At 70.3% G+C, this 16,972-nt stretch carries 26 protein-coding genes and 1 pseudogene; 10 read left to right on the top strand and 17 right to left on the bottom strand.

Going from position 1 to position 16,972, the window contains the following annotated elements:
* Window positions 1–11: 11 nt before the first annotated feature.
* Entirely contained in the window at window positions 12–494 is a 483-nt protein-coding gene (locus ABC270_RS06145) for an FBP domain-containing protein (RefSeq protein ID WP_412879976.1), read from the top strand.
* Here ABC270_RS06145 and ABC270_RS06140 read toward each other — a convergent pair.
* From ABC270_RS06140 to ABC270_RS06115, 6 genes and pseudogenes are all read right to left on the bottom strand, one after another.
* Window positions 491–1,192 carry a hypothetical protein gene (locus ABC270_RS06140; protein ID WP_412879975.1) on the bottom strand — a complete coding sequence of 234 codons (702 nt, stop codon included), beginning with the start codon at window positions 1,190–1,192 and terminating at the stop codon, window positions 491–493. The genes ABC270_RS06145 and ABC270_RS06140 overlap by 4 nt on opposite strands.
* A complete protein-coding gene (locus tag ABC270_RS06135; protein ID WP_412879974.1) occupies window positions 1,189–1,389 on the bottom strand; it encodes a ribbon-helix-helix domain-containing protein in 201 nt (66 codons plus the stop codon). Before ABC270_RS06135 ends, ABC270_RS06140 begins: the two co-directional genes overlap by 4 nt.
* Window positions 1,390–1,512: 123 nt before the next feature.
* Window positions 1,513–2,349, bottom strand: a complete 837-nt coding sequence (locus tag ABC270_RS06130) for an alpha/beta fold hydrolase (protein ID WP_412882047.1) — start codon at window positions 2,347–2,349, stop codon at window positions 1,513–1,515.
* Window positions 2,350–2,441: 92 nt separating this feature from the next.
* Window positions 2,442–2,666 (bottom strand): alpha/beta fold hydrolase, encoded by a 225-nt coding sequence (locus ABC270_RS06125; RefSeq protein ID WP_412882046.1) that lies wholly within the window; start codon window positions 2,664–2,666, stop codon window positions 2,442–2,444.
* Between the two features lies 1 nt (window position 2,667).
* Window positions 2,668–3,156 (bottom strand): annotated as a pseudogene (locus tag ABC270_RS06120) (esterase/lipase family protein); the annotation flags it as partial.
* A gap of 38 nt (window positions 3,157–3,194) precedes the next feature.
* Window positions 3,195–4,121 carry a helix-turn-helix transcriptional regulator gene (locus ABC270_RS06115; protein WP_412879973.1) on the bottom strand — a complete coding sequence of 309 codons (927 nt, stop codon included), beginning with the start codon at window positions 4,119–4,121 and terminating at the stop codon, window positions 3,195–3,197.
* A gap of 100 nt (window positions 4,122–4,221) precedes the next feature.
* Between ABC270_RS06115 and ABC270_RS06110 the strand changes: the two genes are divergently transcribed.
* Window positions 4,222–4,479, top strand: a complete 258-nt coding sequence (locus tag ABC270_RS06110; RefSeq protein ID WP_412879972.1) for a hypothetical protein — start codon at window positions 4,222–4,224, stop codon at window positions 4,477–4,479.
* 45 nt (window positions 4,480–4,524) lie between these two features.
* On the opposite strand, the gene ABC270_RS06105 is transcribed toward ABC270_RS06110, so the two are convergent.
* A complete protein-coding gene (locus tag ABC270_RS06105) occupies window positions 4,525–5,400 on the bottom strand; it encodes a LysR substrate-binding domain-containing protein (protein ID WP_412879971.1) in 876 nt (291 codons plus the stop codon).
* 69 nt (window positions 5,401–5,469) lie between these two features.
* On the opposite strand from ABC270_RS06105, the gene ABC270_RS06100 reads away from it, so the two are divergent.
* Window positions 5,470–6,045, top strand: a complete 576-nt coding sequence (locus ABC270_RS06100) for a GNAT family N-acetyltransferase (RefSeq protein WP_412879970.1) — start codon at window positions 5,470–5,472, stop codon at window positions 6,043–6,045.
* 16 nt (window positions 6,046–6,061) lie between these two features.
* Window positions 6,062–6,265, top strand: coding sequence for a hypothetical protein (locus ABC270_RS06095; RefSeq protein ID WP_412879969.1), 204 nt, complete (start codon window positions 6,062–6,064; stop codon window positions 6,263–6,265).
* Between the two features lie 15 nt (window positions 6,266–6,280).
* Here ABC270_RS06095 and ABC270_RS06090 read toward each other — a convergent pair whose 3' ends face one another.
* Window positions 6,281–7,468 carry a MalY/PatB family protein gene (locus ABC270_RS06090; RefSeq protein WP_412879968.1) on the bottom strand — a complete coding sequence of 396 codons (1,188 nt, stop codon included), beginning with the start codon at window positions 7,466–7,468 and terminating at the stop codon, window positions 6,281–6,283.
* Between the two features lie 111 nt (window positions 7,469–7,579).
* Between ABC270_RS06090 and ABC270_RS06085 the strand changes: the two genes are divergently transcribed.
* The 3 genes from ABC270_RS06085 to ABC270_RS06075 all read left to right on the top strand — a co-directional run bounded on the left by ABC270_RS06085 (window position 7,580) and on the right by ABC270_RS06075 (window position 9,621).
* On the top strand, window positions 7,580–8,356 hold the full coding sequence (locus tag ABC270_RS06085) for an isocitrate lyase/PEP mutase family protein (protein ID WP_412879967.1): 777 nt from the start codon (window positions 7,580–7,582) through the stop codon (window positions 8,354–8,356).
* A 91-nt stretch (window positions 8,357–8,447) separates the two neighbouring features.
* Window positions 8,448–9,056, top strand: a complete 609-nt coding sequence (locus tag ABC270_RS06080) for an HD domain-containing protein (protein ID WP_412879966.1) — start codon at window positions 8,448–8,450, stop codon at window positions 9,054–9,056.
* Window positions 9,057–9,318: 262 nt separating this feature from the next.
* The gene (locus ABC270_RS06075; protein WP_412879965.1) at window positions 9,319–9,621 is read left to right on the top strand and encodes a hypothetical protein; all 303 of its coding nucleotides are present in this window, start codon (window positions 9,319–9,321) and stop codon (window positions 9,619–9,621) included.
* Window positions 9,622–9,680: 59 nt separating this feature from the next.
* On the opposite strand, the gene ABC270_RS06070 is transcribed toward ABC270_RS06075, so the two are convergent.
* Window positions 9,681–10,019: an SRPBCC family protein gene (locus tag ABC270_RS06070; RefSeq protein WP_412879964.1), complete on the bottom strand. Its 339-nt coding sequence runs from the start codon at window positions 10,017–10,019 to the stop codon at window positions 9,681–9,683.
* A gap of 418 nt (window positions 10,020–10,437) precedes the next feature.
* Here ABC270_RS06070 and ABC270_RS06065 point away from each other — a divergent pair, with 418 nt between their 5' ends.
* Together ABC270_RS06065 and ABC270_RS06060 are read left to right on the top strand one after the other, a co-directional pair.
* On the top strand, window positions 10,438–10,902 hold the full coding sequence (locus ABC270_RS06065) for a helix-turn-helix domain-containing protein (RefSeq protein ID WP_412879963.1): 465 nt from the start codon (window positions 10,438–10,440) through the stop codon (window positions 10,900–10,902).
* A 173-nt stretch (window positions 10,903–11,075) separates the two neighbouring features.
* Window positions 11,076–11,270 (top strand): HepT-like ribonuclease domain-containing protein, encoded by a 195-nt coding sequence (locus tag ABC270_RS06060; RefSeq protein ID WP_412879962.1) that lies wholly within the window; start codon window positions 11,076–11,078, stop codon window positions 11,268–11,270.
* Between the two features lie 16 nt (window positions 11,271–11,286).
* Here ABC270_RS06060 and ABC270_RS06055 read toward each other — a convergent pair whose 3' ends face one another.
* The 3 genes from ABC270_RS06055 to ABC270_RS06045 are packed head-to-tail and all read right to left on the bottom strand — an operon-like array spanning window position 11,287 to window position 12,595.
* Window positions 11,287–11,748: a phage tail protein gene (locus ABC270_RS06055; RefSeq protein WP_412879961.1), complete on the bottom strand. Its 462-nt coding sequence runs from the start codon at window positions 11,746–11,748 to the stop codon at window positions 11,287–11,289.
* 34 nt (window positions 11,749–11,782) lie between these two features.
* Window positions 11,783–12,178, bottom strand: a complete 396-nt coding sequence (locus tag ABC270_RS06050; protein ID WP_412882045.1) for an NUDIX domain-containing protein — start codon at window positions 12,176–12,178, stop codon at window positions 11,783–11,785.
* 27 nt (window positions 12,179–12,205) lie between these two features.
* Window positions 12,206–12,595: a DUF2510 domain-containing protein gene (locus ABC270_RS06045; RefSeq protein ID WP_412879960.1), complete on the bottom strand. Its 390-nt coding sequence runs from the start codon at window positions 12,593–12,595 to the stop codon at window positions 12,206–12,208.
* Window positions 12,596–12,669: 74 nt separating this feature from the next.
* On the opposite strand from ABC270_RS06045, the gene ABC270_RS06040 reads away from it, so the two are divergent.
* A complete protein-coding gene (locus ABC270_RS06040) occupies window positions 12,670–12,975 on the top strand; it encodes a hypothetical protein (protein ID WP_412879959.1) in 306 nt (101 codons plus the stop codon).
* A 184-nt stretch (window positions 12,976–13,159) separates the two neighbouring features.
* Here the strand turns inward: ABC270_RS06040 and ABC270_RS06035 are convergent, their stop codons facing one another.
* The 5 genes from ABC270_RS06035 to ABC270_RS06015 all read right to left on the bottom strand — a co-directional run bounded on the left by ABC270_RS06035 (window position 13,160) and on the right by ABC270_RS06015 (window position 16,952).
* Window positions 13,160–14,800, bottom strand: coding sequence for an Abi family protein (locus tag ABC270_RS06035; protein WP_412879958.1), 1,641 nt, complete (start codon window positions 14,798–14,800; stop codon window positions 13,160–13,162).
* 207 nt (window positions 14,801–15,007) lie between these two features.
* Window positions 15,008–15,298: a DUF7701 domain-containing protein gene (locus tag ABC270_RS06030; RefSeq protein ID WP_412879957.1), complete on the bottom strand. Its 291-nt coding sequence runs from the start codon at window positions 15,296–15,298 to the stop codon at window positions 15,008–15,010.
* Complete coding sequence (locus tag ABC270_RS06025; RefSeq protein WP_412879956.1) at window positions 15,295–15,735, bottom strand: RipA family octameric membrane protein; 441 nt, start codon at window positions 15,733–15,735, stop codon at window positions 15,295–15,297. Before ABC270_RS06025 ends, ABC270_RS06030 begins: the two co-directional genes overlap by 4 nt.
* A 29-nt stretch (window positions 15,736–15,764) precedes the next feature.
* Window positions 15,765–16,193 (bottom strand): TIR domain-containing protein, encoded by a 429-nt coding sequence (locus ABC270_RS06020; RefSeq protein WP_412879955.1) that lies wholly within the window; start codon window positions 16,191–16,193, stop codon window positions 15,765–15,767.
* 78 nt (window positions 16,194–16,271) lie between these two features.
* Window positions 16,272–16,952: a hypothetical protein gene (locus ABC270_RS06015; protein WP_412879954.1), complete on the bottom strand. Its 681-nt coding sequence runs from the start codon at window positions 16,950–16,952 to the stop codon at window positions 16,272–16,274.
* Between the last annotated feature and the right edge of the window lie 20 nt (window positions 16,953–16,972).

Genomic DNA, 16,972 nt, shown 5'->3' with positions numbered 1-16,972 from the left:
GTGGCGGCACCGTGAAGCCACTGACCGAAGCAGACATCCGCTCGTCGTTCGTCAACGCCACCCCGGAGGAGCTGGAGCAGCTGCCCATCCCGGGGCTGCACGAGATGCTCTGGGACGACCGGGAGTTCCTCGGGTGGCGCGACCCGCAGGCGGCACGCCGCGGGTACATCGTGTCGTGGATCGACGACCGGCCGGTCGGCATCGTCGTGCGGTCCGCCGGAGGCTCGCTGCGGCCGGGCATCGCGGCTATGTGCTCGTTCTGCCACTCCCCGCAGCCGGCGACGCAGGTGCGTCTCTTCTCCGCGGCCCGCGGTGGGGAGTCCGGTCGGAACGGCAACACGATCGGGTCGTACATCTGCGAGGACCTCGGCTGCTCGATGCTCATCCGCACCGCGCCGCCGCACCTCAACCCGCCGGCGACGATCGCGATGCGTGGTGAGGCGCTGCTGCGTCGCGTCCGCAGCTTCACCGAGGACGTCGCGAAGACCGCCTAGCTGAGCCGGGTGTAGCCGTACAGGTCGTCGTGGCGGCCGTTCACCCACAGGTCGGGCCCGTCCGGGCGACGGACCCGGAGCGTCCGGTTGTACGCCTCGTCGACGACGACCGCGGTGTGGCCGGCCGCCGTGAGCGCGGAGGCGAGGGCGTCGAGGTCACCGTCGTGCTCGAACGACAGCTCGACCCGGACCTCGGACGCTCGGTGGAGAGCGACGGCACCGCCCCCGTCGGCGCTCGCGTCGATCCAGTCGCCGCTGTCCGCCACGAGCCGTCGCCGCAGGGGCACTGCGTCGAGGAGCGCACCCGGGAGCGAAAGGTCCGGGCCGTACCAGATCGGCAGCACGGTGAGCGGCCCGGACGGGGCGACCGGCGTCGATGTGGAGGTCGCGGTGCAGGTGACGCCGGCGTGCTCGACGACGAGGACCGCACCGATGTCGTCGGTCTCGACCCGCCGCAGGGCCGCTCTCGCGGCGCGGAGCCGCGTCTCGAGTCCGTCGAGGTCGTCGGTGACGAAGCAGATCTCGGTGCGCTCGTCCTCCGGCCGGTCGACCCGGTGGACGGCGAGCAACCCGTCGCCGGCGAACTCCGTCCAGACCTCGTCGCCGCCCGGGAGCCGATGCAGTCCGAGCGCCTCGGCGAGCGCGTGCCACGGTCCGGGGTCCGTCGTGTACTGGATCTGCTGCACGGTGATCGTCATCGTTCGTCCTCCTCGGTGCTGGCGGTACCGTCGCTTCCGGTGGCCACGTAGCGCGATGCGATGCGCTCCACGAGCGCCGAGAGCGAGACCCCCTCGTCGATCGCCCGGTGCTTGAGGTCCCGCACCAGATCGGCCGGCAGGTACACGTTGAACTGCACCTTCGGCGAGCCGCCCTCGTTTCGCTTGCTGACTACCATGCTAGCAATGTAGCACCGAGGCGCTCTGCCCGGTAGGGCGCCTCGACACGGCACGGCCCGCCCCGGTCGCCCGGGACGGGCCGTACGCCGCCGCGCTGCTCCTCTCTCGGAGCGCGTCCGGCATCAGCTCCGGATGAACGCCAGGATGTCCTGGTTGAGGACGTCGGCGTGCGTGGTGAGCAGGCCGTGCGGGTACCCCTCGTAGATCTTGAGCGTCGCGTCCTGCAGCAGTTCGGCCTGCTTGACGGAGGCCGCCTGGTACGGCACCACCTGGTCGTCGTCGCCCTGCAGGACGAGCACGGGCACCGTGATCGCGCGGAGGTCCTCCGTCTGGTCGGTCTCCGAGAACGCCTTGATCCCCTCGAGGTGGGCGAGTGCGCTGCCGGTCATGCCCTGCCGCCACCAGTTCGCGACGACCGGCTCGGACAGCTCGACCCCGGGGCGGTTGTACCCGTAGAACGGGCCTGACGCGACGGCCTGGAAGAACTCGGCGCGGTTGGCGGCGAGGGCCTCGCGGAATCCGTCGAAGACCGAGATGTCCGTGCCCTCGGGGTTGGCGTCGGTCTTGAGCATGAGCGGCGGGACCGCTGCCACGAGCACGGCCTTCGCGACCCGTCCCTGGGGCTGACCGTGCTGCGCGACGTACCGGGCGACCTGGCCGCCGCCGGTGGAGTGGCCCACGTGGACCGCATCGTGCAGGTCGAGGTGCTCGACCACGGCTGACACGTCGCTCGCGTAGTGGTCCATGTCGTGGCCGGTGTCGATCTGCGAGGAACGTCCGTGCCCGCGGCGATCGCTCGCGACGACCCGGAACCCCTGCGACAGGAAGAAGAGCATCTGGGCGTCCCAGTCGTCGGACGACAGCGGCCATCCGTGGTGGAACACGATCGGCTGGGCGTCGTGGCTGCCCCAGTCCTTGTAGTAGATCTCGGCGCCGTCGTCGGTGGTGATGAAGGCCATGCGTTCGTCTCCGGTCTCTCGTTCGGTGGTGGTCGGTGGGGTGCTCGGGTCTGCGCTCTGCTCTGCGCTCGGCTCTGCGCTCGGCTCTGCGCTCAGCCGAGTTCGGCGATCGCGGTCGTGATGACCTCGGTCACCTCGGCGGGGTGCGAGTGCATCACGAGGTGCGGGGCGTCGAGCTCGACGACGGAGCGCAGTCCCGCTCGCTCGTACCCGAAGCGCTCGACGTCGGGGTTGATCGTGTGGTCCGCGGCGGAGACGATGCCCCAGCCGGGCTTCGTCCGCCAGGCCGTGACGGCCGCGGCCTCGCCGAACGCCACGGCGGAGAGCGGTCGCTGCGAGACCGCGAGCACCTTCTGCGGTCGCCCGGTCGATGCCGGCGGCGAACACGTCGGGGAACGCCTCGACGACGACCGAGACGTCGGTGCCGGGCTCGCCGCCGTCGACCGGGTACGGCGCGTACACGAGGTTCTGCGCGAGGTCGGAGTCCGGGAAGCCACCCTGCAGCTGCGCGAGGCTCTCCCCTTCCTCGAGCGCGTAGCCCGCGACGTAGACGAGGCCGACGACGTTCTCGGCGACCCCGGCGACGGTGATGACGGCGCCGCCGTAGCTGTGGCCGACCAGGAGCACCGGTCCGTCGATCTCCTCGACGACGGCTCGGACCGCCGCTGCGTCGCCGGACAGGCTCCGGTTCGGGACGGCGGGGACGCGGACGGTGAAGCCACGGTCGAGCAGCAGCCGGGTCACGGGCGCGAAGCTCGCGGAGTCGGCGAACGCTCCGTGGACGAGCACGATGGTGGGCGATGTCATGGTGGCGCATCCTCTCGTCGGTGCGGATGCTGGTGACGCTAGGGGTGCGCTGACGGGCTGTCGTGCCCCTGCGAGTACCCGGCTCGGTACCGCGCGAGCCTGCTGCCGTCGGTCGGCGTCGTCGCGCCGTCGCCCGGCCGTTCGCCGCGACCGGCGCGCAGTTCGGCGAGCGCCCGCTCCCCCAGACTCCCCGGGGCGCCGTAGCAGACGAGCGTGTACAGCCCGGGGTGCGCCTCGAGCACCTGCCACCGCAGGTCGACCCAGCCGTGGTCGGGGAAGAAGTTCGGCGCTCGGCCCGACGTCATCGGGTGAGCCTCGTGCCGGTGCCACAGTTCAGCGAAGTCCTCGTCGTCGAGGAGCAGCGCGACGATCTCCTGCCACCGCGGGTCGGACGGGTTGCCGTGGTAGCGCAGGCGGGAGACGGTCGTGCGGGCGCCCTCCGCCCACGACGGCAGCGCCCGGACCTCTGGGGGTGCCTCGAACTGCATCAGGCCGAGGTTGTTGCCGACCTCCATGTACCCGGGTGCGACGGCGCGCATCAGGTCGTTGAGGACGAGGACGTCCTGGTTGCGGTCGATGATGTACGCCGCGGTGTGGTCCCAGAGCGTGATCATCTCGACCAGGTCCGGCGGCGGGGCCTCGCCACGGTGGACCTCGTAGACGGCCTCCGCACCCGGGAGCGCCAGTCGCTGCAGGTAGGCCACCCCGGCGCGGTCGAGACGGAGTGCGCGGGCGAGCGACGCGCACACCTGCAGCGACATCTGGTGTCCACTGCCCTGCTCCAGTCGGCGGTAGTACTCGACGCTGATGCCCGCGAGCCGCGCGACCTCCTCGCGCCGGAGCCCGGTCACGCGTCGCCGCGGGTCTGCGGGCAACCCGACGTCGTCCGGCGAGAGCGCCGCGCGCCGCGCCCGGAGGAAGCTCGCCAGGGCACTCTTCTCGTGATGTCCGTGCTGGGTCTCCACGGTCGGATTCTCGCGGTTCCGGCGTCGGTCGCGCCACCCGACCCCGTGTCGGGGCGGCCTCGAACGCCGCATGGTCGGAGGGCGCCGGTACGGTTCGGTCATGGCCTCCCGATTCACCGCCGCCCGATGGGCCGTCGTGTCCGACGACGGCGACGGTCGCTGGCGTCTGACCGTCACCGACGAGGCCGACGACGAACTCGGCACGATCGGCTTGGGTGTCGAGGGCTCCTGGGAACCGGACGTCGAACCGCACGTGCGGTTCGTGCTCGTGCAGCTCGGACTCGAGCTCGCCGGGTCCCGACCCTGGCACGACGACGAGCTCGGGCACCACCGGGCACCGGTGCTGCCGCTGGCCTGACGGGAGCGCGGCCGACGACGCCGGTGACGCTGACGCTGCGTGCGCCTACTCGGTCGCCGCGACGAAGTTCCGGAGGATCTCACGGTCGTCGTCCGCCCGCGTCGCCCAGGACAGCTCGCTGCGGTGCTCACTGCCCGCGAGCGGCAGGAGCGACACGGTCGACGGTGCGGCGAGCGCGGCGCTCTCCGGGACCACGGTGACGCCGAGCCCTGCGCCCACCAGGTGCAGCACCGTCGCCCACGTCGTGGCCTCCTGCACGACGGTCGGACGCCGTCCACCGGCGGTCACCGGCGCGAGGTTCCGCTCGGTCGCGAGCGCGCCGGCCTCGGCCGGGAAGAACACGAACGGGTCGTCGACGAGCTCGGGCCCCTCGACGCTCGACCGGCCCGCGAACCGGTGCGTGGTCGGGACGGCGGCGACGAACCGTTCGCTCCGGAACGGCAGGAGCCTGACGCCCGGCTCCGGGTCGGGGTCGCGGACGACGGCGAGGTCGAGCTCGCCCCGGAGGATCCGGGCGACGAGGTGGGACGTGTAGCCCTCGGTCAGCTCGACCCGGACGAGCGGGAAGCGCTCCCGGAACGCCTGCACCCGTTCGATGGGGCCGAGCGGCAGGGCGGACACGACGAACCCGACGTCGAGGCGTCCGGCCTCCCCGCGACCGACGCGCACGGCCTCGTCGAGGTCCCGCGCCGCCTGCTCGAGCAGCGACCGGGCACGCCCCCGGAGCACACGGCCCGCGGGTGTGAGCGCCACGCTCCGCGAGGTCCGGACGAACAGGTCGACCCCGAGCTCCCGCTCGGTCCGCCGGATCTGCTGCGACAGTGCGGGCTGGGCCATGTGCAGCACGGCCGCCGCGCGTCCGAAGTGCAGTTCGTCGGCGACCGCGAGGAAGGCGCGGAGCTGCCGGAGGTCGAGATCCATGCACGCAGCGTATCGATCTGCACGAACGAGTATTGGACGCGACCAGACCGGGCCACGGATCATGGACGCATGCCCGACACCGTCGCCCCCACCGACCGCACGCCCGACACCGTCGCCCCCACCGACCGCACTCCCCACACCGCGACCCGACCGACGGTCACCATCGCCGACCTCGCCACGCCAGCCGATGCCGAGGCGTTCCGCACCCTCAACGAGGCCTGGATCACCCGGTTCTTCGCGCTGGAGGACGAGGACCGACGGTACCTCGGCGACCCCGTCGGGCACGTGGTCGAACCGGGCGGCGCAGTGCTCGTCGCGCGGCTCACCCCCGAGCACCGCGACGGCGGTGAGACCGTGATCGGCTGCGTCGGCCTCGCCCCCGCCGGCCCCGGTGAGTACGAGCTCGTGAAGATGGCCGTCTCACCCGAACACCAGGGACACGGCACCGGACGCAGGCTGATCGCCGCGGCGCTGGACCGGGCGCGCGAGCTCGGCGCCCGGCGGGTCGTGCTCGAGAGCAACGCGCAACTCGCGAGCGCGGTGCACCTCTACGAGGCGTTCGGGTTCCGGCACCTCGAACCGCACGAGGTGACGCCGAGTCCGTACGAGCGCGCCGACGTGCACATGCGGCTCGACCTCGCCTGACCGGTACGCTCACGGCATGGCGACGTACGAGGTCCAGGCCGTCCGTGAGCGCGGCGCGTGGCAGGTGTTCATCGACGGGCTGCTCGTCACCGAGGTCACCCGCTGGCCGTCGGTCGGCTTCGTCGCGCGTGAGTTCCTCGCGATGGACCGCGAGGACGAGCTGAAGATCCGCGTGGTCGGCCGCAACCAGTACATCGACGACGACCCCGGCGAGGCCTGAGCCCCCGCGCCGGGGTCACGCGACGTGCCAGACGAGCCCCTCCTGCGTGCTCGACGGGTACGCCGCCGCGATCCGGAACACCGCTTCGCGGAGGGTCTCCGGCGAACACGCGAGGTTGAGCCGCGCGAACCCCCGCCCCTGCGACCCGAAGCCGAGCCCCGAGTTCAGGGCGACGTAGGCATGCTCCCGCAGCGGCACCGCCGGGTCGTCCCCGAGCCCGATGCCCCGGAAGTCGAGCCACGCGAGGTAGCCGGCGCGCGGCCGGGTGTACACGACGCCGGGCAGGTGCTCGGCGAGCAGTGACCCGAGCAACCGTTCGTTCGCGACGATCCGCGCGACGACGTCGTCGAGCCACCCGGTCGCGAGGGTGAACGCCGCCGTGTTCGCGTGCAACCCGAGGATGCTCGTCCGGCAGGCGACCTCCTCCCACAGGGTGTCGAGGAGCGCCGCCGTCCGATCGTCCCCGGCGACGATGACCGAGCACTTCACACCCGCGAGGTTCCACCCCTTGCTCGCACTCGTCACGCACACGCTCCGGGCGCCGAGCGGTTCCGCGACCATCGGGAACGGGGTGAACTGCACGCCGGGGTGGGACAGCGGCGCGTGGATCTCGTCGCTGATGACGAGCACGTCGTACCGGGCCGCCAGTTCGGCGAGCGCAACGAGGTCGGCGCGGTCGTGCACGAGGCCGACCGGGTTGTGCGGGTTGCACAGCAGGAACACCTCGACGCCGTCGGCGAAGGCCCCCTCGAGTCCGGCGAGGTCGAGTCGGTAGTCGCCCCACTGCTCGAGGAGCGGCACCTCCTCCACCTGACACCGCGCTTCCTCCACCAGCTCGAAGAACGGCGGGTACACGGGCGGGGTGATGGCGACGCGGCCGCCGTCGGGCAGCGCCAGCCGCAGCGACTCGACGATCCCGACGCTCACGTCGGTCGCGAGGTACACGCGCCCCGGGTCGACGTCCCACCCCCAGCGGTCACGGGCGAACCCAGCGAACGCCGGCGCGAGCGGGCCGGGTCCGTCGAGGTAGCCGAGGTCGGACTGCTGCACCCGTTCGATGAGCGCCTGCCGGATCTCCGGTGCGACCTCGTGGTCCATCTCGGCGACGAACAGGGGCAGCACGTCGGGTGCGTACCGCGTCCACTTGATGCTCGTGCGGACCCCGCGGAGGTCCCCGACCGGGTCCTGCTCGTCGTGCGCCATGCGTCCCAGGATGCACCGGCCGGGAGGCACGGCGCGACTCCCGCCGTCATCCTGCGTCGCGTGGGCACGCACCCTGGGCCACCGCGACCGGCGCCGCCTACTGTCGGCAGCATGAGCACGAGCACCGCCGACAAGGCGTCCACCCTGCAGCAGTTGCACGAAGCCCCCAAGATCCTCCGCGTCGTGAACGTGTGGGACGCGATCAGCGCGAAGGTGGTGAGCGACCTGCCGGAGACGCGGGCGATCGCGACCGCCGGGCACTCGATCGCCGCGAGCCACGGCTACGACGACGGCGGGATGCCCCTCGACCTCGCCCTCGCCGGAGCGGCCACCGTCGCCGCCGCCACCGATCTGCCCGTCACCGCGGACCTCGACGACGGCTACGAGGACCCGGCCGAGACGATCCGCCGCGCGATCGGCGCCGGCATCGTCGGTGCGAACGTCGAGGACCGCCTGCGCCCCTTCGACGAGGCCGTCGCCCGGGTCGCGGCGATCACCAAGGCCGTGGAGGCCGAGGGCATCGACTTCCAGCTGAACGCCCGCACGGACGCGATCGCTCGCGGCGGCGACCGCCCGATCGACGAGAGCATCGAGGACGCCATCGCCCGTGGCCGGGCCTTCCTCGACGCCGGCGCCCCGCTCGTCTTCGTACCCGGAGCGATCCAGCGCGACGTCGTCGAGCGCCTCGTGGACGGCCTCGGACGCGGCAAGCTCTCCGTCATCGGCCTGCCGGGCGCCCTGCCCGCGGCCGAGTACGAGGCGCTCGGCGTCGCCCGCATCTCGTACGGCCCGCTGACGCAGCGCGTCGCGCTCCGCGCACTGCGCGACCTCGCGACCGACCTGTACGGCGGCGGCGTCGTGCCGGAGGACACCCCGGCCCTGAACTGAACCACCTGACGGACGGGAGGCACGGTGCGGGCCCGCACCGTGCCTCCCGTCCGTCATCCCGCAGCGTCACCGCCTGCGCTAGCGTCATGCCGTGACCACCGACGTCGATGCCCTGCTGCGCCCGCCGACCGCGATCGCGGCCCGAGCACTGGACGTCGTCCGGACCTGGTCGACACCGGCGCTCGTCAACCACTGCCTGCGCTCCTGGGCGTGGGCCTCCGTCATCGCCGAGTCCGACGGACTCGAGCCGGACCGCGAACTGCTGTTCGTGTCGGCGATGCTGCACGACCTCGGCGTCACCCCGACGTTCGACGCCCATGCCGTCCCGTTCGAGGACGCGGGCGGAGCGGTGGGCTCGGTCTTCGCGCTCGGGGCCGGGTGGGACGCCGCCCGGGCCGGACGCGTCAGCGAGGTCATCGAGCGCCACATGTGGACCGCGGTCGATCCCGACGTCGACGTCGAGGGACACCTGCTCGAGGTCGCGACCTCGCTCGACGTCTCCGGCGTGGGCTTCGATCGCGTCCCCGACGTCGTCCTGCGCTCGGTCACCGCGGCACTCCCTCGCCTCGACTTCTCGACGGCGTTCGACGGGCTGATCCACGAGCAGGCCGACCGGAAGCCCACGACCCCGGCCGGGCGACTCGATCGCTCCGGCAGCGTCCGCGCCGGCGGCGAGCGCTGGGACGCCTTCCTGGGCTGACCCTGGACTTCCCGCGGGGTGGCCCGTATAATGTCTGGTTGGTGCACTGCAGCGAACCCATCTGACTCGCGCACACCGACCGTCTCGACACCGATCCAACCGGGATCGCATTCCCCCGAGACCACCCTCGTCCAGACGGACGAGTCGCACGTCGATACACGACGTGCGCGCCAGCGGCCACCGCGGACGACCGGGACCACGAAGTCACGGACTGACCCGCGGACGACGCGACGGCGCCGAACGACTGAGGAAGACCAGCACCATGAACACGAACACGACCGTCGGCAACGACCGACTCACGATCATCGGGACCGCGCTCGCGGCACCCGTCACGACCCCTGACAACATCGCCGAGTTCCCCGTCCGCGACGTCTGGACCGGCCGGGAGTACCTCGTCCGGATCGACGCCGCAGAGCTCGGGGTGTTCGTCACCGCCGGCGCCCGCATCGAGGTGCGCGGCGAGGCCGGCTGGACCATCCCCGGCCGTTCCTGGCGAGGCGAGGCCAGCCGCACCCTCCTGCAGGCGCACGAGGTCGCGGCCGGCGAGCTCCTGCTCGCCGCCTGATCGAGTCCCACTGAAGCGCGTCTCCGGTCCGCCGGCGGCGCGCTTCGTCGTGTTCGGGATCAGTGGTCGCCAGGTCCGTCCGCGCCGACGAACCGAGGGCGACCGTCCGCGTCGAGGGGTCGCGCATCACCGGCCCGGCCGGCTGCGTCACGCAGGCGGCGGATGAACGCCGGGTCCTCCGGCTCGAGCACGTCGTCCGGAGCCGGGACCACGACGAACTCCGAGGCCGGTCCGATGAGCATCGACGTCGCGACCAGTGAGCCGTCCAGCCCGACGGACGGGACCGCGATGGTGTCCGTCCGAGCGTTGGCGCCGAGGACGGCGGCGTAGTCGAGCACCGCGTCGGCGATGAGGTCCCCGGTCATGATGTCGACGTTCTCGTAGCTGATGTACTTCACTGCTCCCCTCCCTGCGACTGGCCTCGACGGTACGGGGTCCGGAGCCAGCGGCCGCGGAGGTCCGCGCATCGAGGCCACGACGTACCCCGACCTCACGGGGTTCGGGTCTACTGTCCGTGTCACGACCGCGGAACGGACGCGGAGGATCAGGGAGTCGACATGCCGAACCGTCTTGAGTGGGTCAGGGACGCCGAGGACCACTGGAAGGTGTCGTTCGGCACTGACCCGCTGTGCGAGGTCACTCGCGCGCGCCAGTACGTCGTCTCATCGCCAGACCGCTCGATCCGCGGTGCCCACTCGTCCCTCGAAGGGGCTCGGGCGCAGGTGCAGGCGTGGGTGCGCTGGAGCGGTCGCTAGGACCGTCCCCCGGCCGTCTGGCGGACTGTGACGGTATAGTCCCTCGCTATGGGACGGGCACATGCGCACTGAGCGAGCGGCCGAGCTGATCCGGTCAGCCCGCCGCGACGTCGGGATGTCGCAAACAGCGCTCGCTGCTGCAGCGGGCATGCAGCAGCCGACGATCTCCGCGTACGAGAGCGGGCGGCAGCAACCCCGCGCAGAATCGCTCGAACGCATCCTCCGCGCCGCTCAGACCAGGCCGAGCATCCCGCTCAGCGTGTACGCAGACGAGATCATCGCCGTGGCTGCCGAGCACCACCTCGTCAACATCCGCGTCTTCGGCTCGGCAGTCCGCGGTCACGACACTCCGGCCAGCGACATCGACCTCCTCGTCGGGCTCACGCCCGAGGCGTCACTGTTCGACCTCGGCGGATTCGCCCACGCCGTCGAAGAGATGACCGGCTTCGACGTAGACCTGTTGACGGACGACATCGACGAGGACCCGCACTTCGCACACGTCCTGACCGAAGCCGTGCCGCTGTGATCGATCGGTTCCGCCCTGCTCCTCGATCCGAACCCGAGCAACGACACGAGCGCTGGTCAGCGCTGCGAGAAGCCTTCCTCGACCTTCTCGCCGAGTGCTCCGACATCGTCGAACACGGCCGACCCGCTTTCGACGCTCCGCGCAGCCTGACGTACCGAGCGGCAGAGGCTGTGGTGATCCACTTCGACGACCTCGTCGGCAGGCTTCCCGGCGACCGAGCTGCTCGGCTGCCCGAGGGGCTATCGCTCGCAGCGGTCCGCCGGACCCGGAACATCCTGTCGCACGACTACCGGAAGGCGAAGAAGGACATCGTCTGGGACGTGATCGAGCACCGCATTCCCGGCGTCATCCTCGCGGTCCTCGACTGAGCTTCGGCCTCCGCGATCAGTACTCGCCCTTGACCACGAAGTACGAGCCTCGAATCGTGCCCGCGAGCTTCGACCGCTGCCGCACGAACTTGAACTTCTCCGCAAGTTCCTCCGGCACCTCCATGCCGTCGGACAGCTTGAAGCCGACCGCGCGCTTCCCGCCCGGCTCGAGCGTGTAGAGGACGTTGATCGACAGCCCGGACTCGTAGAAGACGTACGTCCACCGGACGCCCTCTACCTCGAACTCGGTCGCTTCCAACGGCGTCGACGCGATCTCGATGTCGCGCTCGCGGAGCACCCGTGCGACGTACTCGACGAGGTCCGGCACATCGGCAGCGGGTTCCGTCGTGAACTCCAGGTCGTACTTGTTCCCGAAGTACCTGGCCTCGTTCGCCCGGAGTCCGGCGAGTGCCTCCGCCACGGGCGACGACTCCAGCCCGACGGTGGACACGTTCACGAAGTCGACGACGTACGACATGGCGGCTCCTGGCTGTTCGGCGGTCAGCGTCAACCTAGCGCTGCTGAGAGAGCGAGCGCCACGCCAACGACACCGTCGGCGTCACCGGACGGGGTTCGCCAGGCGCCAGGAGCACGACCCGTGCGACGTCCTCGACACCCTCGACCTGCGTGACCGGGCCATCCACCGAAACGAGGGCGATCCGGCCCCGGTGCCGGAACTCGATCGGCGTGCCGTCACTCGCGCGGTCGACGTGGACGTCGAAGTCGAACCAGGCGAGCACCGCGGCGACCGTGACCCCGCACTCCTCCATCAACTCACGGCGGAGCGTCTCGAGCTCGCTCTCCCCCGATTCGGGCGAACCGCCGGGGAGGTCGAGCCACCTGGTGTACGGCCCGCGGGACTTCTCGACCGTCACCAGCCGACCGTCCTGCAACCATGCGCCGTACACACCGACGTGTTCGTGCGCGGCCACTCCTCAGACCAGCTTCTCGAACACCATCGTCGCCTGGATGCGGTCTCCCCCGCCGAACCCGGTGCTGCCCGAGGACGACGTCGTGATCGTGTGCAGTCGGTACCCGAGCGCCGCCTGCGCGTTGATCGAACGCTCGAGCTCGGTGAGGTTGCCCGAACCGGTGCCGAAGAACTTCTCCTTGAGCACGACCTGCAGCACGACGTAGCTCATCCCCGCCGGAGCCGGGCGCGCCTGCCCGCCGACGGAGGCCTCGGCCTGGATGCGTCCGATCACCCCGCCGATCCCCGGTGCGGGTGCGGCCGGGGGCTGCACCTGCTCCGTCCACGCTGTGCCGTCCCACCACCGCATGGTGCCGGACCCGTCGTCGTACCAACCCGCCTGCGTGTTCGTCATGCGCTCATCCTGGCCGAGCCCGGCGACGCCCCGCACCGTCCAGAACGGGGGTCCGACCGATCCATACTGGAGGGGTGACGACACTGCGAGGCACCCTGCGTTCGACCGAGACCCGCGAGGCCGAGGGCAGCGGCGGCACCATCGGCGATGCACGAGAGGCTGCGATCGCGGCGCTCGACCTCGACGGGTTCCAGCTGCTCCAGGTCAACACCGTGACGAGCAAGGCGACGGGCGAGTCCACCGTGAAGGCGATCGCCCGCTCGACCGCGCTCCGGCCACACGAGGCGACGGGGGCGAACTACGACGCCGCCCTGGCCGCGTACCGGAGCACCGTGCCCGAGGGCTGGCAGGCACAGAACATGCACGAGGTCGCCGAGTAACGATCCCGGGCGATCAGTTGTTGAAGCGGAACTCCACCACGTCGCCGCGGATAGCGAACGTCTGAAGCCTGCCATCTGCATGTGTCGGTCACGCACTTGGGCGCGAGTCCGTCGCCGGTGGCCTCGCGGTCGCCGTACGGCTGTCCGTGACCTCCACCAAGGCCCTCCTCAATCTCAAACCGAGTCAGCTCGCGGATGCGTTCTTCGTGCCCCGGCGCTCCGATACGGAGGATGACTCGCCCGCCTTGCCCTGCTCAAAGTCGTGAGGCACGACGAAGCTGCGCATGGCGTCCGCCTCGTCGATCGCCACGGCGAATTCCTCCTCGGTGACCGAGTCCAGCAGGTCGAGGGGCGATCGGTCCGAGCCGTCCACGTCCTGCGGCAGGTCCGGATGCGGCGTCTGCCACCAGTCCAGGATCGCCCTGGCGACGTCGGTCGGGTCCGAGCCTCCGCAGGACCGGGCGAGCGCCTGGTTGATCTCGGCAAGCGCGTCGACGATCTTCCCGTCGCGGAACTGGAAGGCCGGGTAGAATTTCGTCCCTCCGAGTTCGACCTCGATCACGACGTCGTGCTTGAGGTAGGTCCGCAGCAGGCTGCGCTGGGCGGCCTTCTTCGCCCGCGCTGCCTGCGCCGAGGTACGAGTCCGCTTCTCGTCGATCACTTCCGCCCCCGTCAGCGACGCACGGGTCTCGGCGGCGGTCATGCACTCGGCTCGGTCGAGCAGGCTCGCGGCCGCCATCGGCGAGCGGTCCAACGCGAAGGCCCGGTCCCAGATCGGACTGCTCCGCCAGCCGTCCGGGAATCCGAGCTGCTCCAGTCCGAAGCCGACGGTGCGGGACTTCTCTTCGATGAAGTCGGCCAGGCCCACGACGTCGCCCTTCTCCGGCGCTATGCTCAGCAGGAGGTGGCGCAAGACGAGCAGCACGCCGTAGAGCCTGTTGTTCGTCCCGTTGTCCGCGAGCGGCGCGAGCAGGTCATCAGCGTCCTTTCGAGCCTGCCCCGGCGCGTCGATGGTCACGTCGAACGCGCGGTTCCACAGCCGACCGTAGTGGGCGCAGATGTTCCGCACGTTTCTAAGGTCGTTCAGCCAGTTGCCCAGGGCACCGCGGTCTCCGCGGCCGTCGGCGGTGCGGACCTGGAACCGTGCGGCGAGGATCTCCTGGTCCGACTGCAGCATCAGGTCGTAGAGGCTGCTCAGCACTCCGAAGGACATCACTTCTGTCGCGACCCAGATGGGCAGGTGAGGGCCGTACTGCTGGCGGAAGTGCACGACGAAGTCGCCGCGGGCGCGCTTCTCGTGCCGGTCGTATTCCTCGAGCCAATCGCGGTAGGCATTGGTCGGCACAACACGAGTGCTCGCGGTTCGGCCGGTGATTTTGTTCCATACACGAGCTAGCGCGTTGGGATCTTCCTGTCTCGTCGCGCCGAGCGCCCAGGGGTGCCGGTGGGCGAACGCGTCGACCCTGCCGAGCCGGTGGCCGATGAAGAAGCGGAAGGTCGTCTCGATGGTGCTGAGGACGTCGCTGAGGCGCATGCGGAGCTCGTGGTCGAACTCGTACAGGGACACAACATGCGCGAGGCCGGTCCCGGGCACGAACGTGTCCAGGCGGATCTCGCGGCCTTCCTCGTCGAACCGGGGAGCGGGAGGCGCGGGGCGGTCGCGGTAGAGGTGCCAGTAGCCCGACAGCCGGTAGTAGCCGTAGCGCTCCAGGACGTCGGCCGCGTAAGCGTCGTCGCCGCAGTCCATGCCGCGCTCGCGCAGCCGGCGGATCTGTTCGGGGACCGTGAGGAACGGCTTCGCGTAAGTGCTGTCGGGGGTCGTCACGTGCGCATCGTCCTGGCGTCCCCGGCACCCGGGGGTAGAAAGAGAACAGACCCGCGTCTCATCTAGAGAAGCGGGCCTGCCGTGTTACTTCGAGGATACGCGTTCCACCAGCACAGGTCAAACACTGCGCGGTCGTGCCGTCTCGTCGCCGACCAGATGCTAGAGCGCAGATCTCCCCTCCACCACGTCGGCGCGGTTAGTAGACGTCTAGTCGCGCTTCTGGGCCGCGCGCCGGATGGCCACGAGGAATGGGCCATCCTCACCGCGCGTCTCGGCGTCGAGCTCTGAGAACGGCCGGATCGACTCGTGATCCGGATCGACCCCGATCATCCACGCCGACCAGGCGTCGTGGACGTCCGACGCCGTGGTGTCGACCCCCTTGGCGCGCAGAAGCACGGCATACATGAGGAACAGCGGCTCCGATCCGTCCGGTTCCTCGACACCGTCTGGGAGGCAGGCCCTGATCAGGTCGGCGTCGCGCTTGAGGTACGTCGTCATGCGACCAGTCTCCCGATCAGGAGCATGACGTACAACAGCGCGAAGACCACGGGCACGACCTTCTCGACGGTGCCGAGCTGCTTGAATCCGGCTTTGATCCTGGCGAGCCGCCCCTTGGGCGCGTCTGGCCCGCCGAGCACCGCCCACTCGTCCGAGAAGACCTTCACCGGGAGATACTCGGCCTCGATCTTGTTGATGACTGCGAACTTCGCCTCGTTGAGCCGGCGGTAGTTCTGGAGCAGGAACCACCAGCACGCTGCGACGGCGATGCCGGCGATGCAGACGGAGACTGTCAGCAGCGCGGAGCTCGCCGCTGTGTCGCGCAGGCCGACGACGGCCACGAGGGTCGTGTTCACGGTGAGGAAGAACGCATTCGCGACGGCGCGGCGGGCCGAAACCCTGTCGGCCATCTCGACGGCGACCTTGTACGCCTCCATCACCCGCGCGTCGGGGGCGGTCTCGGTCGTCACCTCGCGCCGCCGACCAGTGCCTTGAGGTTATCCCAGGTCCACTTGTAGAGCTTGTCGCTCGCCTTCGCCGTCGTGGGCCTGGTTGAGCCGCTGGTGTAGCCGGCGAGGAGGAAGTACGGGATGCCCTCTTCCTGCGCGATGGACAGTTCGACGGCCACGCCGGTCGCGGTGCGCATGTTCCTGCCGCACAGCACGATCACGAGCCCGCTGGCGCGGATACGCCGGCGCGCCTTGTCCTTCCAGTCCGCCGAGGGCTCCTTGATCGACCAGTCGGCGATCGTGAAGGGAGAGTCGGGGCTCTTCGACTGACCGACGAGAAGGTCCTTGAGCCTGGCGTCGTTGTCGTAGTCGAAGCTGATGAATGCGCGCTGCGCCATGGTGCCCTCCAAGTCCAGATTGGCCAGGACTTCCCGGTTCGAGGTCATCCTGGCACCGGCTTCCGACATTCGAGCGCGGGACGCAAGCGAAGTGCGCGTTCAGGCGATGCCGGGAACCGCCGGGGTCTATGAACCGAGGAGCTTAAGCGCTGGGCGCGGCTCTGCCGATAGGCCCGAACGTGCCGGTTCGGGCCAGATCGGTACGTCACCGACCTCACCCCCGAAGGCGAGCACGGTCTGAGCAGCGAGATCACCGGCCGCCTGGATGAATCCCTCAGCGCCCATGAGGCGCATCGAGCTGCCTCCGTTCGCCAGCGGCCAGAGCGCACCGGACACGTTCGACACCTTGGTGGGATCCGATCCGTGCGTCAGCAGATCACGGAGCTGCTTCATGTCTGCGAGATAGGCGACCAGCTGCTGCTTGCCGGAGTACAGGGCCCACCTCGATCTGTTGCCGCCGGAGGTGCCGAGGACGCGCGTGCGCACGCCCCAGTCGTTGGTGAAGAGCTTCACGCCGTGCTTGTCACCTGCGCTGCGGAGCTTGTCCGGATTCAGCGGTAGCGTCCTCGGGCTCGTCGGGTCGCGGAGGACGTCGTTGAAGAACGACTCGAGGGCCGCGTAGGCCATGGCGAACACGGCCCAACGGAGCGCGTACTGCTTGGCTGATCGGCCGAGCCTGCGCCCATCGAGGCCCTCGAGGTCGTCGATGTCGCGGTGAAGGGTCACGAGCAGCGTCGGATTGACGAGACCCGCGGCGAGGGAGTTCGCCGCCTCGAGCACGACGGGCAGGCGCGGGTGCGAGGACATGCTTGAACGCTACAGACCGC

It is taken from the genome of Curtobacterium phoenicis, from assembly GCF_047238015.1.
Lineage (GTDB): Bacteria > Actinomycetota > Actinomycetes > Actinomycetales > Microbacteriaceae > Curtobacterium.
Note: the sequence above shows the minus strand (reverse complement) of the source record. Positions and strands in the feature narration are given on the sequence as shown.